Source organism: Methanocella conradii HZ254, from assembly GCF_000251105.1.
Taxonomy (GTDB): domain Archaea; phylum Halobacteriota; class Methanocellia; order Methanocellales; family Methanocellaceae; genus Methanocella; species Methanocella conradii.
This window is the reverse complement of the sequence record NC_017034.1, coordinates 1,819,622-1,832,438: the sequence shown is the minus strand read 5'-3', so window position 1 is coordinate 1,832,438 and position 12,817 is coordinate 1,819,622. Positions and strand designations below refer to the sequence as shown.

Annotated in this window: 20 protein-coding genes; 4 read left to right on the top strand and 16 right to left on the bottom strand. The window is 52.0% G+C overall.

The genetic code is table 11. The annotated features are described in order from the left end of the window. Nucleotides 1-13: 13 nt before the first annotated feature. From MTC_RS09570 to MTC_RS13160, 5 genes are all read right to left on the bottom strand, one after another. On the bottom strand, nucleotides 14-919 hold the full coding sequence (locus MTC_RS09570; protein WP_014406495.1) for a vWA domain-containing protein: 906 nt from the start codon (nucleotides 917-919) through the stop codon (nucleotides 14-16). Continuing rightward, the gene (locus MTC_RS09565; protein WP_014406494.1) at nucleotides 916-1,794 is read right to left on the bottom strand and encodes an AAA family ATPase; all 879 of its coding nucleotides are present in this window, start codon (nucleotides 1,792-1,794) and stop codon (nucleotides 916-918) included. Before MTC_RS09565 ends, MTC_RS09570 begins: the two co-directional genes overlap by 4 nt. Before the next feature lie 5 nt (nucleotides 1,795-1,799). Further along, nucleotides 1,800-2,789, bottom strand: coding sequence for a hypothetical protein (locus MTC_RS09560; RefSeq protein WP_237705890.1), 990 nt, complete (start codon nucleotides 2,787-2,789; stop codon nucleotides 1,800-1,802). Between the two features lie 194 nt (nucleotides 2,790-2,983). After that, on the bottom strand, nucleotides 2,984-4,075 hold the full coding sequence (locus tag MTC_RS09555) for a tRNA (guanine(10)-N(2))-dimethyltransferase (protein ID WP_014406492.1): 1,092 nt from the start codon (nucleotides 4,073-4,075) through the stop codon (nucleotides 2,984-2,986). A gap of 51 nt (nucleotides 4,076-4,126) precedes the next feature. After that, the gene (locus tag MTC_RS13160; RefSeq protein WP_014406491.1) at nucleotides 4,127-4,312 is read right to left on the bottom strand and encodes a hypothetical protein; all 186 of its coding nucleotides are present in this window, start codon (nucleotides 4,310-4,312) and stop codon (nucleotides 4,127-4,129) included. Between the two features lie 192 nt (nucleotides 4,313-4,504). Here MTC_RS13160 and MTC_RS09550 point away from each other — a divergent pair, with 192 nt between their 5' ends. Beyond that, complete coding sequence (locus MTC_RS09550; protein ID WP_014406490.1) at nucleotides 4,505-5,860, top strand: ATP-binding protein; 1,356 nt, start codon at nucleotides 4,505-4,507, stop codon at nucleotides 5,858-5,860. Here the strand turns inward: MTC_RS09550 and MTC_RS09545 are convergent. Further along, entirely contained in the window at nucleotides 5,857-6,312 is a 456-nt protein-coding gene (locus MTC_RS09545) for a hypothetical protein (protein ID WP_014406489.1), read from the bottom strand. The two genes, MTC_RS09550 and MTC_RS09545, sit on opposite strands and share 4 nt — an antisense overlap. Nucleotides 6,313-6,540: 228 nt before the next feature. Between MTC_RS09545 and MTC_RS09540 the strand changes: the two genes are divergently transcribed. Further along, nucleotides 6,541-6,888, top strand: coding sequence for a hypothetical protein (locus tag MTC_RS09540; protein ID WP_014406488.1), 348 nt, complete (start codon nucleotides 6,541-6,543; stop codon nucleotides 6,886-6,888). Between the two features lie 73 nt (nucleotides 6,889-6,961). Continuing rightward, the gene (gene fhcD, locus MTC_RS09535; protein ID WP_014406487.1) at nucleotides 6,962-7,870 is read left to right on the top strand and encodes a formylmethanofuran--tetrahydromethanopterin N-formyltransferase; all 909 of its coding nucleotides are present in this window, start codon (nucleotides 6,962-6,964) and stop codon (nucleotides 7,868-7,870) included. Between the two features lie 69 nt (nucleotides 7,871-7,939). Here the strand turns inward: fhcD and MTC_RS09530 are convergent, their stop codons facing one another. From MTC_RS09530 to MTC_RS09495, 9 genes are all read right to left on the bottom strand, one after another. After that, nucleotides 7,940-8,128, bottom strand: coding sequence for a ferredoxin (locus tag MTC_RS09530; protein WP_143767123.1), 189 nt, complete (start codon nucleotides 8,126-8,128; stop codon nucleotides 7,940-7,942). 77 nt (nucleotides 8,129-8,205) lie between these two features. Next, nucleotides 8,206-9,987 carry a translation initiation factor IF-2 gene (gene infB, locus MTC_RS09525; protein ID WP_014406485.1) on the bottom strand — a complete coding sequence of 594 codons (1,782 nt, stop codon included), beginning with the start codon at nucleotides 9,985-9,987 and terminating at the stop codon, nucleotides 8,206-8,208. A gap of 19 nt (nucleotides 9,988-10,006) precedes the next feature. Beyond that, a complete protein-coding gene (ndk, locus tag MTC_RS09520; RefSeq protein ID WP_014406484.1) occupies nucleotides 10,007-10,465 on the bottom strand; it encodes a nucleoside-diphosphate kinase in 459 nt (152 codons plus the stop codon). 6 nt (nucleotides 10,466-10,471) lie between these two features. Then, a complete protein-coding gene (locus MTC_RS09515; protein WP_014406483.1) occupies nucleotides 10,472-10,678 on the bottom strand; it encodes a 50S ribosomal protein L24e in 207 nt (68 codons plus the stop codon). 4 nt (nucleotides 10,679-10,682) lie between these two features. Continuing rightward, complete coding sequence (locus tag MTC_RS09510; RefSeq protein ID WP_081476841.1) at nucleotides 10,683-10,895, bottom strand: 30S ribosomal protein S28e; 213 nt, start codon at nucleotides 10,893-10,895, stop codon at nucleotides 10,683-10,685. 16 nt (nucleotides 10,896-10,911) lie between these two features. Further along, complete coding sequence (gene rpl7ae / locus MTC_RS09505) at nucleotides 10,912-11,283, bottom strand: 50S ribosomal protein L7Ae (protein ID WP_048189639.1); 372 nt, start codon at nucleotides 11,281-11,283, stop codon at nucleotides 10,912-10,914. Nucleotides 11,284-11,436: 153 nt separating this feature from the next. Further along, nucleotides 11,437-11,628, bottom strand: coding sequence for a hypothetical protein (locus MTC_RS09500; RefSeq protein ID WP_014406480.1), 192 nt, complete (start codon nucleotides 11,626-11,628; stop codon nucleotides 11,437-11,439). Between the two features lie 83 nt (nucleotides 11,629-11,711). Continuing rightward, on the bottom strand, nucleotides 11,712-11,858 hold the full coding sequence (locus MTC_RS13375; RefSeq protein ID WP_014406479.1) for a hypothetical protein: 147 nt from the start codon (nucleotides 11,856-11,858) through the stop codon (nucleotides 11,712-11,714). Between the two features lie 130 nt (nucleotides 11,859-11,988). Next, nucleotides 11,989-12,228 carry a glutaredoxin family protein gene (locus MTC_RS09495; protein WP_014406478.1) on the bottom strand — a complete coding sequence of 80 codons (240 nt, stop codon included), beginning with the start codon at nucleotides 12,226-12,228 and terminating at the stop codon, nucleotides 11,989-11,991. 102 nt (nucleotides 12,229-12,330) lie between these two features. Here MTC_RS09495 and MTC_RS09490 point away from each other — a divergent pair, with 102 nt between their 5' ends. Beyond that, nucleotides 12,331-12,552: a hypothetical protein gene (locus tag MTC_RS09490; protein ID WP_014406477.1), complete on the top strand. Its 222-nt coding sequence runs from the start codon at nucleotides 12,331-12,333 to the stop codon at nucleotides 12,550-12,552. Nucleotides 12,553-12,565: 13 nt separating this feature from the next. Here the strand turns inward: MTC_RS09490 and MTC_RS09485 are convergent, their stop codons facing one another. Further along, nucleotides 12,566-12,793 (bottom strand): hypothetical protein, encoded by a 228-nt coding sequence (locus MTC_RS09485; protein WP_014406476.1) that lies wholly within the window; start codon nucleotides 12,791-12,793, stop codon nucleotides 12,566-12,568. Nucleotides 12,794-12,817: the final 24 nt, after the last annotated feature.

Genomic DNA, 12,817 nt, shown 5'->3' with positions numbered 1-12,817 from the left:
AAAAGGCGATCGGTTACCTGAGCTTTAATACTTGCCGGAGGCCCTTAAATAGCGAATCGCTTATATGGTTGGCCGTATCCACGTTCATCACGAGGCCGCCCATCTTCTCGATGGCCTCCCCGAACTCTTTCATCGTGTACCCCCCACACTTCTTATACCGCCGCGAATCATCAGTATGAAGCTGGATATACAGGACTTTTACCTTACTGCCCATAATGCTCCTTAAAAGGTCAAGCGCCTTGACGTTCACCAGCACGTCCTCGGCGTAGACGCTCCTCCCTACCTCGGGCACGCCATCCGTCAGGATAATGGCCACCTTTGTGCCGGGCTTCCTGTGCCAGCCAACGTCTAAGAGGGATTGAAGCGCAAGGTCGAGCCGGGTGCCGCCCGAGCCATTCCTTGAAATCAACTGCCTATACATATTGTTATTTGCCGTAAACGGCCCTTCCGGCCTGCTGCCATACGTCCAGAGGCTTATATCAGCCGTTTTCCCGAGTCCCTCCATAAGCGCAAGGCACGCGACCTTAGCGTATGACTGGGGCGCCTGTGCCTCGCTAATCCTCACTCCCATATTCTTGATGCGCCACCAGGCGGTCATCGAGTTCGAATCGTCATACATTATTGCCAGGCTTAACTTTTTAACGTCCCTCACGCGATACCTGGCCACAATTTCATCCAGGCTCTTGCCTTTCTGGCTGAAACCAGAAATCGTCTTATTAAAAGAGATCATGCCCCCGCCCACGTAATTCGAGTACACCATGCGGGTATTCATCGAGGGCATTATGCTGTATAGCCGTAAAAAGCCTCTTCCGATTATCCTGCAGCCATTCATTAGCGTATCGTATGACTCAACGTCCGCTGGGTCAGCCATGCACCGGGCGCAGGACTCCCTTAGCTCGAGGCCATCGTCGAATATCATAGGCGGCTCGCTATCCTCAACGCAAGCTCGTTCACCGTCTGTATGGACGCATAATCGGTCTCATCCGCTATGACAATTCCTTGATGCATGGCAGCGTCGGTGAACGCCGTCTTGCCATCCAGCCCCTCGGCTATGGATAAGTCGCAATACCTCGCCATCTTTATTACTCCGTCTGTCGAAAGGCCCAGAGGGAGCGCCTTTTCTTCCTGCCAGAGCCTCCTTGTCTCCTCGGCAAAATCAAGTATGGCGTTAACGATTGCCTGGTCGAGGTCAGGGGCATAAGAGCGGATTACCTTCTCCTCGGTGAAACGGTTGATATAGCCAATAAATATAGGTATGAAGCGGCGCTTTAGCGCCGAGCTCATCTTGAACGTCCCCTCATCGCCAAGGTTGGCCGTCACTATCAAGACCCAGTTATCGGGCTTTCTCAAGACCTCTTCCCTGTGCTCGACGGGCAATATCCCTGCGGAAAGGAGCATGAACAGGCCGGAATAGGCTGTAGTCGGCGCCCTGTTGAACTCGTCGATAAGCAGGTTCTTCTTCTCTTTTATGGCACGGGTGATTATGCCATCCTTGTACACGAATTTTTTAGAAAGCTCGGGGTTGCCAGACATGGATAGCGGGTGGAACCCGCCAATCGTGTGGTACTCGGTCATCCCCTCGGTGGCCTCTATGCGATAATAGTTGTCGCCGCCGGATATGTATCTCAGCAAATGCTCCGCGATGGTGGTTTTACCGTTGCCTGGCGGGCCGTAGAGCATGATAGGATAGCCCAGGTTAATGTACATCAGCGCCCTTACGATAGCCTCATCCTGGCCTTTTATCTCGCATGACTCGATGATCCTTATCATGTCCTCGCGGTTCAGCAACGCCATAAAGATCAATACTTCTTCATGAACTCTTGTTCGATCATCCTAATCATCTTTTCGGCGTCCGCCTTAGAGTCCTCATTGTATTTTGCCGCGAGCGTCTGGTACTCGCTCTTGAAGCGCCCTATCGTCGAAGCAGCCCGTATCCTGTCTATCTGCCCCATGTACTTGCTGAAGACCTGCATCTCCTCGATGAGGCCTGCATAGTGGTTCACCTTCGGCTTTGGCTGCGGCGTCTTTGCCGACGCCTGCATGGCCCTCTCATATCGTACGCTACCGGCTCTGACGACACGCCTGTAGCCCAACAGGTGAACAAAGAGGTCATGCACAGCAAACATCACGGAGGCGATGATGATGTTGAGCAGGTAGAAAAGCCATATCGTGACCAGGATGAACATTATTATCTCCGGTACCGAGCTGGCGACTCCCTGTAACGCGTCCAGGCTAATTCCGCGGTTACTTTCACCGAATATTGCTATGATCGCCGTGAATAAATAAACGGGGTAACTGATAAGCGTCGCCTTTAGCGACCTCATGAACTTCTCCCACGCCTTCATCTCGATAAGGGCGCTCTCCCTCCAAATGAATGCCCATATCATGGGCACAACCGCCCAGAGGGCGCACCCGAGGAGCGCCAGGTCCGAGCGGCCATTGATAAATATATACTTATACAGGTCCGGCACCAGTACCGCGAACCCCATGCCCGCGAAGAAATAAGCGTAATTGTCTCTCTCCATGTATGTTATGAGGACGGTCGCAGCGATCGCCATCGCAAGTATCAGGTTAGGATAGAATTGAGTATAAGGCATTACGATGTCCTTCGCAATTATCAGCCCGTCAGAGGGGGGATTCTCCCACATGTTAAACGTGAAACCCACCAGGGTAAACATGATAAGCCCCAGCCCGATATATACGATCGTTTTCACGGTACTATTCTCCAGCGCTCTCACCCTCGTAATTGCCAGGATGACGGCTAGAGAAATAATGAAAATAATTGCCATCAATAGGATATTCATTAAATCAAGAACTGGCATATCCTCACCGAAATACCTGACGATATTTAATAATGCTTTAACTATTTATAAACCTTACACTTGCTAAGCAAATTATTTTTTAGTTTTCTCATTATATGTATATTTTTTTACTATTTTTGGAGGTTTTCAGCATTTTCAGGGCAGGATATAATATATATGATTCAAGCATTCTTAGAAAGCCTCAAGACCGTGCCCTTTATGATGTTAATGGGCGCGTCGGTCTTGAACCCCACTCCAAGGTAATGCGTGCGCGAGGCGGAGTATCCCAGGTCATTTAACGCCCTTATGAGCGTCGAGATATCCGAGGGCGTCGCCTTCAGGTCCCTGCAAATGGCGTGCTGGTCATAGAAAGTGGGCATATCAAGCTCATCCTTTATAATGCTTAGCATTTTTATCGCAGGCCCCTTTTTGTTGAACCTGCCCTTTTCAAGCACGCCGATGACCTTTTCCACGAATGCCTTATCCTTAGTGGCCCCCAGCCAGACCGGGCCGCCAATGCCGACCTTTGCGCCGCACACGGGGCAGGTATCCAGGGCCAGCGGCGCAAGCCCTTTAGCCTCAAAACGGTTCTTGCACTTGAAGCAATGCACGATAAAGCCCATTTCCTTCATCATCCTGTCCGCAGCCGCCCGCCCATGCTCCACGCCAAGGTATAGCCTTATATAATGCTCGGTGGCGTGGCATAGAAGCGGCTTGAGAGCCCTATCGTATTTAGCCTCTTCCCGCGCGACCTTGCCTAGCAGCACTCGAAGCCCCATTTCCGCATAATACTCGGTCTTAAGGGGATAAGCCGCATATGTCCTTATGCCCGACTTGAGGTGTGCGCCACACAGTGGGGCGGTGTCCGTGGCCGTGATGCCCATCGCCCGCTTCGACGCCCAGCAAGTCGAGTTTATGTATGGCGCCGGCGTTCCAAACGGGTCTATATCCACGAAGTCGAACTGCGTTGAGGATAGCAGCGTGTTCGCGCCACAGTTTGAGACGCTCACCTTTACGCCATTGCTTAAAGCATTCCTTTTTATTAGCTCGCAAGCCGTGGCATCCCAGTCATTTATGGTGACCTCTACATCTCTAGATACTTCTTTCTTTACACGTATCCCCCTTATCCCCGATGCCCCCATGGCATCCACGTATGTCGATACTTCTGGCAAGGCCTCCAGGCACGCCACGGTTATATCCCTGTTCATCTCCATGCGGGGATTGTAAAAGACCCCTTTCCCCACATCAATGGAGACACACCCTTCTTCTATCATCAGAGGCTCAATGTGCCCAGAATCATAATAATGTTTTGATTGTAAAAAAAGTTAAAGCCTTTGTATATTTAGCAACACCTTGCCGACGATCGAGCCTTCGTATGCGTGGCCAAAATACAGGCACACGATGACGACCAGCACCCAGATGGCTAGCAGGCCCATAACGGCCAGAAGGGGCAATAGCATATCCTTCTTTAAGACGGCGTTTTTTACCATCACCAAAGATTCAATTTCCATGCGGCGATCACTGCAGCTTAAGCTGCGATTGTACATTAAGCACTTTTAAGCCTTAAAGATGACGATGATATGTCCAATAATATTTTTATATTTTCACAAAACGGTCAATTAATTTATACATTAAGGTAAGCAGGCATATCGGGCGTGAGAGATATAAAAGTTTAATAGGGATGACGTGGCCTCTGAATATGTATGGAGCTAATGCCCGCCGATGGTAATTGCATCGTAGCACAGGACGATACCATTGTATGGTGCGACAAAACATTTAGCGAATGGTTCTCACACAGGGGGATAGGGCCTGGCGCTAAGCTCAGCCAGCTATTCCCCGGGGCTAGAGACCTCTTCAGGCCAGGGGCCATTTTCGAGGACGCTGACAGGCTTGGGAAAAAGCGGTACTTCTCCCTGGAGTGTAAGCCCATCACCGGGCTAAATGGCGAAAAGGTCAGCCGTAACGTCAGGATACGGATGGTCACGCTACAGCGAGTGCTGATAGAGATATCAAGGCTTTCTACGCAGGCGAAAAGCCCGAAGGAGCTTTTCGAAAAAGTGCTGTGGCTGATGAGGGAGACCACGCATTACCTGGCATTCGCCGGATACGTGGCTCGCGATGGCCGGGTGGAACTAGTATCGAGTAAGGGATGGACGGAGAAGCTTAAGTCTTATGTATCGCTACAGGATATTGCGCCGGACTCGATGAGCCTCGCGGGCAGGACGGCGTACCACCGCCAGCAGATAGTCATGGCCATGAAAGATTACGCTCTTTCGCCCGCAGTAAAATCGGCCATAAATAAATTGGGCGGGGAATATATAGTGGTCACTCCGCTGGTCGACCAGGATAGGCTTGTGGGCGTGCTCACCGTCATAAATGATAAGGCGCTGACGCCGCTGGACTCGGAGGCATTGCAGTCCATTTGCGGCCAGGTAGCGGTCTCCTTAAGCGTTAAGCTGCAGGAGGAGGCGGCAGCGGCCAGGGCCGATGATGCCGTGCTGTACGCGAACCTCATCGAGCGGGCGATGAAGGATAAGGCGTTAAGCAAGGAATGGGAGGAGGCCGCCTCAGGGCTTGTCCGCTCGCTGAACGATAATGCTGCACTAAGGAGCGTGGCGCTCAAGGAGGCGTTTTCCAGCGCTGCCTCCGCCGCCGCCCAAATTGCGTCGGCTTCAGGCAAGAAGCTGAACGTAAAGGCCACGGGCTTAGACCTTCTGGAGGTAAGCCCCCTCTTCATGTTTGCGGCCTATGAGGTGCTGAAGAATAGCGTTCAGCACTCCACGTCTTCTTTGGTAGAAGCAGACGTCCGCGTATCCAGAGACCGCTCAGGCACCTGCAGAATCGAGATTTCTGATAACGGGCCTGGCATACCGGACGAGTTTAAGGGCGAGGTATTCAGGCAATATAAAGAGATCATGAAGGAGTGTAAGGGTATCGGGCTTTACCTGGTCAAGAAGATTGTAAACAAGTATGGCGGCCGTGTATGGATTGAAGACCGGGTACATGGAGACCACAGGAAGGGCGCCAAAGTCGTCATCATGATTCCTCCGAAGGCTTAGAGGCATACTCGTCCCGCCATATCGACCCTTCTGCCGCCCACCATAAGCCCTGTCAGCCTCATCGCGACGATGCCTGGCCTTTCCCCTATCTTTTCTGCCAGGAGGCCATTCACTGGCTTCCAGTACGATATCGACCTGGGCGCTCCCGTGTACAGCTCGAACTGCATGTGGTTCTTAGGCCCTACTGCAGCCATACTTTCGACTCGTTCCTCCCGCATCTCCTCGGCAGGAATTCCGGCATGATGGGCCTCCCTGGAAATACCAGCGGTGGCGTTGTTAAACATCGCGCTATTGTAGGCCACGAAGCTATTGAATGGCCTTGAAGCCGTTATGGCGGGGAAATAGTCAACCACCCCGGCCATAGGCGCGCGGGCCGACGCCGGATGAATATGGGCATAGGCCATCACCATGGCCCAGATGATGATCAAGAGCAGCTTAAAGGCCTTATTCATCCAGTCCCCTACAATTCCCTATAGGCGCCGGCATTTAATGCTTTACCACTGGTTACTCCGGATATGTCGGCCATGAATAAGGCGATATGGCGAATATCGCAGCAATATAATAAATTAATGCGGCCAGCGCAATAAATGGTAGCCTGAGACGCCATTTTTGTCATATATAGCGGTCTTTTTTTTATAAATGCGAGGGCATGTTTTGTTTAGTAATGCAGGTGGAAGCTTATGAAAAAAACTCTTTTAATAGCAACGGCTTTCCTGGCGTTTCTAGCCATGAATGCTTGGCCAGCGTCGGCCCAGCAGACGACCACCGCAAACGCCACGTTTTCAGCTAAGCTCATATGTCCCTTCTACACCCTGGGAGAAATCGCGTTCGCCTTTCCCAACATGGACACATCGATCACGGCTATCGATTTTCGCAATGCCGACTATGCCCACACTGACACAAGCCACCTGGATATAAGCTTCATCCCTTTCAACATGGGGAGCACGGCGTGTCTCGCCCTGCCATCGATAAGCCAATACAGGAATGAAGCCATCAAGATAGACAGGCTCTCTCTCCACTCGGAATAGCGCCGCTTAACCGGCATCCTAATATAACCTCAGAACTATTTAGTATACAACTTTTCACTATGGGAGGAGTATGATGAAGTACAACAACGTGGAGATCGATGATACTTATGCCGAGGCGTTCCCCGCCCAGGTTTCCCGCGTGCTCATCACCGCGGTAACGGAGTATTATGCGAAGGTAGCTGCAATAGAGGCCACGGGCTTCGGCACGTCGGTCATCGGGTGCCCTGCAGAGGCGGGGATCGATTGCTTTGTTCCTGCGGACAAGACGCCTGATGGAAGGCCGGGCTATGTTATCATGATTTGCCACCCCAACAAGGATAAGCTTAAGGAGCAGCTCATCGAGAGGATAGGCGAATGCGTCCTGACCGCCCCGACGACGGCCGTCTTTAACTGGCTGCCCTTCGAGAGGCTGCCCGACAAGACACAGGAGAAGCGCATCGACGTCAAGCTGCACTTCTTTGGAGATAAGTTCGAGTACCAGACCAAGGTTGGCGACAGGAACGTGTGGGCCATCCCGATCATGGGCGGCGAGTTCATCTGCGAGGAGGAATACGGCTATAAGAAGGGCGTTGCTGGCGGCAACTTCTTCGTCATGGGCGAGACCCAGGGCTCGGCCTTGATGGGCGCACAGGCAGCGGTGGACGCAATAGCGCAAATCGAAGGCTGCATCACCCCGTTCCCGGGCGGCATCGTCTCGTCAGGCTCTAAGGTCGGCTCTAAGTATAAGTTTATGAAGGCCTCGACCAACGAGAAGATGGCCCCGACGCTTAAGTCTAAGGTGCCTGACACCCAGCTTCCGCCGAACGTGAACGCCGCTTACGAGATCGTCATCGATGGCCTTGACGAGGCAACGGTGGGCAAGGCGATGGCCGCGGGCATCAAGGCAGCCTGCCACGTACCCGGCGTCGTCAAGATTTCTGCGGGTAACTATGGCGGCAAGCTCGGCCCCTACAAGTTCGAGCTGGCAAAGTTATTACAATAAAAATGGGCTATTCATAGCTCCCTTCTTTTTTATTTTTTGGTGAAAAAGGAAACTACGTATTATGAGTGTTCATTCTTCCAGGGATATTGCATCAACCGGGCACGACTCGGCCGCCTCCTGGCAGTCACACTTAGTGCCGCAGCCGCCAGGGTCGATCACCTCCGCCTTTCCGTCCTCGCCCCAGCCAAAGACGTCCGGGCACAGGTCAACACAGTTGCCGCATGAAATGCAAAGCTCTTTATCGACTATCGGAACCACCAACTAAATTCCCATAGTAGTGCTTATTTTCTTTATGCTAATAAAACCTGTCCGATGATAATGCACGTAAAAAAGGCTTAACGTCCCCAAAACGGGTTATTTTTCCTCTTAATGGCCACGAACTCCATGAGCACCTCAAGCTCGTCCTGCCGGATCGTATCCTTAAGCTCAAACTCGAGGACTTTACTGTGGGGCTCAGGAACGTCCACGTAATAAATATCACCTTCATTAATCTGCCTGCCGGCGGTAGGCCCCTCTATCGAGATGGCCACCTCCTTGCCCTGCGTGGCTATACTCAGGCTCTCGTTCCGCTCCTGAATCTGCTTTATCACGCCGACCTTCGAGCCATCGGGCTTGATGAGCGTGATGCCGGGCTTAATGCACCCGCCCATGACATGGACGCCGATGACTGCAGGCTTGCTCTGCCTGAAGGTACAGTTCGGCAAATACCTGATCTTCCCTGGCCTCACTATCTCCTCGAACCGCTTCTTATCGGCCATATCCTTTTGCGCTTTTTGCCACTTCTCGTAATCCTCGATGAGCCTGTAGATGACATCGTTTGTGAAGACCTTGATGTCAGAAGCTTGCAGGTATTCTTTTGTCTCTGCGAGGATTTGCACGTTAAAGCCAAGTATGACCCGGTCCATTGCTTCGGGCAGCGTCTCAGCGTTTATGATATCCTTTTTGGATATGTCGCCCACTTCGGCCATGGCCACCTTTATTCCCGCCCCTCTAAGCTCGTTTACTATGGCCTCCAGGCTGCCAAGCGTGTCCGCCTTGATCATTATGCCAGTCTCGTCCGTCACTATCCTGGCCTTCTCCATCTCTCCCTCTATTTCCTTGAGAACCGTCTCTTTGTTCTCTTCGGTGGCGACTCGCAGCGGCGAGCCTGCCATCGCGTTCTCCAGGCCGGGGGCGAGTATCTTCACGCCGGCCGCGGCGGTCAGCCTGCTAACCCTATCGAAGCGCTCCTCTACTCTTATTTCCCTATTGGGCTTGGGCTTTAAAAGCGCCCTCACCTTCGTCGTGAACGGCTTTTCCTTGCCTCCAATGACTATCGTATCGCCCACCTTGATAACCCCATCATAGATGATGGCATCGATGGTGAAACCCAGCCCCCGCTCCTCCTTGACCTCGAGCACGGTGCCCACGCCAGGCCCCGTGACCGTCATGCGCAGGCTATCCTCCAGGAACTTCTGTGCCAGCCCGATAAGCACCATTAGCAGGTCGGGTATGCCCTCACCGGTCTTAGCGCTAATCGGCACGATGCCCACATTTCTCGTGAAATCCCTTATACGATCATACCTATCCGAGCTGAAGCCCAGGTCGGACAGCTTGCCGACCAGCTCATACGTCTTGGTCTCGATAGCTGCCTTAACGTAGTCAGGCTGGCCGGTAAAGCTCTTAATAAAAGGCGAGTTTGGCGAAGGAGCCCAGCCCTGAATCTTATCAATCTTGTTGGCAGCGACGACGAAAGGAGTCTTAAACTGCCTCAAAATCTTTATGGCCTCAATGGTCTGGGGCTGGAACCCCTCTGTGATGTCTACCACGAGGACGGCCAGGTCTGCCAGGGCTCCGCCCCGGCTCCTCAAGGTGGTGAAAGCATGATGGCCGGGCGTATCGATAAAAAGAAGCCCTGGTATTACCACGCTAGCGGCCATCATGTTGCCGCACATGGCCTTAATAGTGCCCAGGGGAACCTCGGTAGCCCCTATGTGCTGCGTTATGGCTCCGGCCTCCTTATCGACCACCGTCGTGCCCCTTATCTTATCCAGAAGCGAGGTCTTGCCGTGGTCGACGTGGCCCATGACGCATACGATAGGCGTCCGGAGGTTCTTCGTTTCGGTGGCCGTTGCCATAAGGGCTCCCGCAGCGGCTTTACTCGTACAGCCACTGCTCATCTATTCTTTTATACGTAGCTATCTCAGAGTTATCGAAGTACAAGGATATTTCCCTTTTCGCCGATTCCGGCGAATCTGAGGCATGTATAACGTTCCTGCCCGTCTCAAGGGCTAGGTCTCCCCTGATAGTGCCAGGGCTCGAGTTCGATGGACTGGTGGCGCCAACCATGCTGCGCACGATGGGCACCGCATTCCTGCCCTCGACCACCATTGCCACGACGGGGCCTGACTTGATGAAGCTCACCAGGCTCGGGAAGAACGGCTTTGCGGCGTGCTCCTCGTAATGCTTTTTAGCCAGGCTGTCGCTCACGACGAGCATCTTCATCGCCACTATCTTGAGGCCGCGGCGCTCGAATCGCGAGACGATGTCGCCTATCAGGCCACGCTGCACGCCGTCAGGCTTGATCATCACGAAAGTCCTGTCCGTACAGACCACCTGGCGTTACTTCTTTTGCTCTTTCTCTTTTGCCTTTTGCGCTATGCCAGTCACCGTCCACCTGGTCAAGCGCGGGATGCGCCCTAGCTTATTATTATTCTCGCACTTGGTGGAGCAGAAATACTGGATAGTCCCGTCTTTCTTGACGAGCATCTTGCCCGTACCCGGCTCTATGTCGCCGCCGCAGAACGTGCACTTCTTAACGTCAGCCATTGGTTCACCTGCCTGAAAGCTTCTTGGCCTCTCTCGCCGTCTCCATCAATATCAAGACGTCGCCCAGCCTGACCGGCCCGATGGTGTTCCTGGTAATGATCCTGCCCTTGTTTGTCCCTTCCAGGATCTTGCACTTTATCTGCACGGCCTCTCCATGCATCCCGGTGACGCCTATGATTTCAATGACCTCGGCCGGAACGCCTGTCTCTTCTACCAATCTTATCACCCGTTATTTACTTCTTCAGGGCTGCAAACTTTTGCGCAATTTCCTCGACCAGGGCCTTGGCCTTGCCCGCGTCTACTATTGCGGAGGCCGCGCACCCCACCTCTAGCCCTGATGCCGCCCCGATGTCTTCCTGCTTCTTTATGAATATGTACGGTATTTTCTTTTCGTCTGAAAGCGCAGGCAGGTGTGCGACGATCTCCTCGGGCTGTACGTCTTCCCCTATTAGCACTAGCTGGGCGATGCCCCTCTCAATGGCCTTGGTGACCTCGTTAGTGCCTTTTCTTATCTTTCCGGTGTCTCTTGCTAGCTCTACAGCCTCGAGGGCCTTGTCCTGTAATTCCTGCGGTACTTCAAATTTTATGTATGTCGGCTTTGCCATTGTGATTTCCTCCTTCAGGGCGTATAGCCCTTCATCAATCATCAGGCGTGATACCTAATAATTCAAGACTCCTGCATGTTGTGCAGGCGTGTCTGTATAATAGCCGTATAGCTTTTAAAGTTTTTGCTTATTATGGTGCGCCTTACGTGTAGCTTATACTTCTTCTGGCTCTTCCTTTCTGCCTAATGCCCATGTGTAGTAGAAGAGCACGAGCGCTATGACTCCGCTCATGAAGCCCGTAGCCTGCATGAACTTGCTTGCCATCATAAACCCTACCACCATGAGGGCGATTCCCAGTAACAGCAGGGTTACTGCGGCAAGCCCGACTAATGCCTCATGTATCATGGCAGCAAATCCTTTAAAAAATATGGGGTGGCTTATATTATATAATTTGTGAGGCCTAAGCGCCTGTAGGGCGTGTGGTATTCTTACCCTTCTCCATGCACTTTGCGCTCGTTTACGATTTCCCCATTCCTGATCTCGTAGATGTAGGTGCGGTTGGTGTTGACGCAGTAGTTCTTGACCGTGTATGCCTTCTCTCCATTATTGGCATTTGCAGCATATCTCTGTTCCATTGTTATCACCGTTTACATAGCATTGAAGTAAGCGATGATATAATTTGTTATGTATTTATTATATTTTATAATAAAGTGCGGAGAGGCATAAGCCTGGCTGCGTTTTGAGCATAAAAAAGAGATAAGTGGCTTATTTGAGCTGGGCGAGGGCCTTTTCCAGCTCCTCTACGTCGAAGCCGACGAGCTTTTTATCCCCTATGATTATGAGAGGTGTGACGCGTACCTTGTAAACGTGTATCATCTCTTCGAGAGCCTTCTCATCTTTAAGTATGTCATGGTCTATGTATGGTATGCCTTTGCTCTTGAGGTACTCTTTGGCTTCATTGCATGCCGAACAGGTCGGCTGTGAGTATATGTGTATGTCGGTCATCGATCATCTCCTCTTTTTTAGTCAGCATCAAGGCTTATATGGTATTTGGTCTATTGTCATTAACGAAAACTATTTGGCGGGCTGGCGGTTGATTAATTATTGATGCCTAAAAGGATGGGTTCGCCCTTCACCAGCGCTGACAGGCTTTACAGGGAAGATAGGACTAAATCTGAGAACCGTAAGCGTTTTGAGCGGTGGGTGGACTTGCTGGTGAGAGCGGGTAAGCTTGGGGCGGATTGGCGCGAAGACCTGGAGGTCGACTTGAAGGCAAAATGGGTGGACGGAAAGTCTAAAGAATCACCGGTGAAGAAAAAGGCTAAATGATAAAGCCCTACTTTTAGTTTTTACTTTTCTCTTCCTCTAGCTTCTCCTCGTCGTCGAACCAGTGGATTGTGGCCACGGCGAAAAAGATGATGGCAAGGGCGGCGATGAGCTCGCCAGGGCTAAACGAGAAAATCCTGACACCGAAGTACCACAGGCAGAGGCCAAATATGGCAACGGCTCCCGTTAGGGCCTGAATCTTCCGCTGCCTGCTCATATCGCTTAAAACGCTAATGTCTACCATACCTACCCTACCAATCCCTAATTA

What these genes read in the sequence shown, in the direction of transcription:
- MTC_RS09515 (WP_014406483.1), bottom strand. Translation starts at nt 10,678, where the DNA reads ATGGCTGACGTTAAGAAGTGCACGTTCTGCGGCGGCGACATAGAGCCG.
- MTC_RS09490 (WP_014406477.1), top strand. Translation starts at nt 12,331, where the DNA reads ATGCCTAAAAGGATGGGTTCGCCCTTCACCAGCGCTGACAGGCTTTAC.
- MTC_RS09500 (WP_014406480.1), bottom strand. Translation starts at nt 11,628, where the DNA reads ATGATACATGAGGCATTAGTCGGGCTTGCCGCAGTAACCCTGCTGTTA.
- MTC_RS13375 (WP_014406479.1), bottom strand. Translation starts at nt 11,858, where the DNA reads ATGGAACAGAGATATGCTGCAAATGCCAATAATGGAGAGAAGGCATAC.
- MTC_RS09485 (WP_014406476.1), bottom strand. Translation starts at nt 12,793, where the DNA reads ATGGTAGACATTAGCGTTTTAAGCGATATGAGCAGGCAGCGGAAGATT.
- MTC_RS09495 (WP_014406478.1), bottom strand. Translation starts at nt 12,228, where the DNA reads ATGACCGACATACACATATACTCACAGCCGACCTGTTCGGCATGCAAT.
- MTC_RS09540 (WP_014406488.1), top strand. Translation starts at nt 6,541, where the DNA reads ATGAAAAAAACTCTTTTAATAGCAACGGCTTTCCTGGCGTTTCTAGCC.
- MTC_RS09570 (WP_014406495.1), bottom strand. Translation starts at nt 919, where the DNA reads ATGATATTCGACGATGGCCTCGAGCTAAGGGAGTCCTGCGCCCGGTGC.
- MTC_RS09550 (WP_014406490.1), top strand. Translation starts at nt 4,505, where the DNA reads ATGGAGCTAATGCCCGCCGATGGTAATTGCATCGTAGCACAGGACGAT.
- MTC_RS09565 (WP_014406494.1), bottom strand. Translation starts at nt 1,794, where the DNA reads ATGGCGTTGCTGAACCGCGAGGACATGATAAGGATCATCGAGTCATGC.
- infB (WP_014406485.1), bottom strand. Translation starts at nt 9,987, where the DNA reads ATGGCAACGGCCACCGAAACGAAGAACCTCCGGACGCCTATCGTATGC.
- MTC_RS09560 (WP_237705890.1), bottom strand. Translation starts at nt 2,789, where the DNA reads ATGGCAATTATTTTCATTATTTCTCTAGCCGTCATCCTGGCAATTACG.
- fhcD (WP_014406487.1), top strand. Translation starts at nt 6,962, where the DNA reads ATGAAGTACAACAACGTGGAGATCGATGATACTTATGCCGAGGCGTTC.
- MTC_RS09555 (WP_014406492.1), bottom strand. Translation starts at nt 4,075, where the DNA reads ATGATAGAAGAAGGGTGTGTCTCCATTGATGTGGGGAAAGGGGTCTTT.
- MTC_RS13160 (WP_014406491.1), bottom strand. Translation starts at nt 4,312, where the DNA reads ATGGAAATTGAATCTTTGGTGATGGTAAAAAACGCCGTCTTAAAGAAG.
- rpl7ae (WP_048189639.1), bottom strand. Translation starts at nt 11,283, where the DNA reads ATGGCAAAGCCGACATACATAAAATTTGAAGTACCGCAGGAATTACAG.
- MTC_RS09545 (WP_014406489.1), bottom strand. Translation starts at nt 6,312, where the DNA reads ATGAATAAGGCCTTTAAGCTGCTCTTGATCATCATCTGGGCCATGGTG.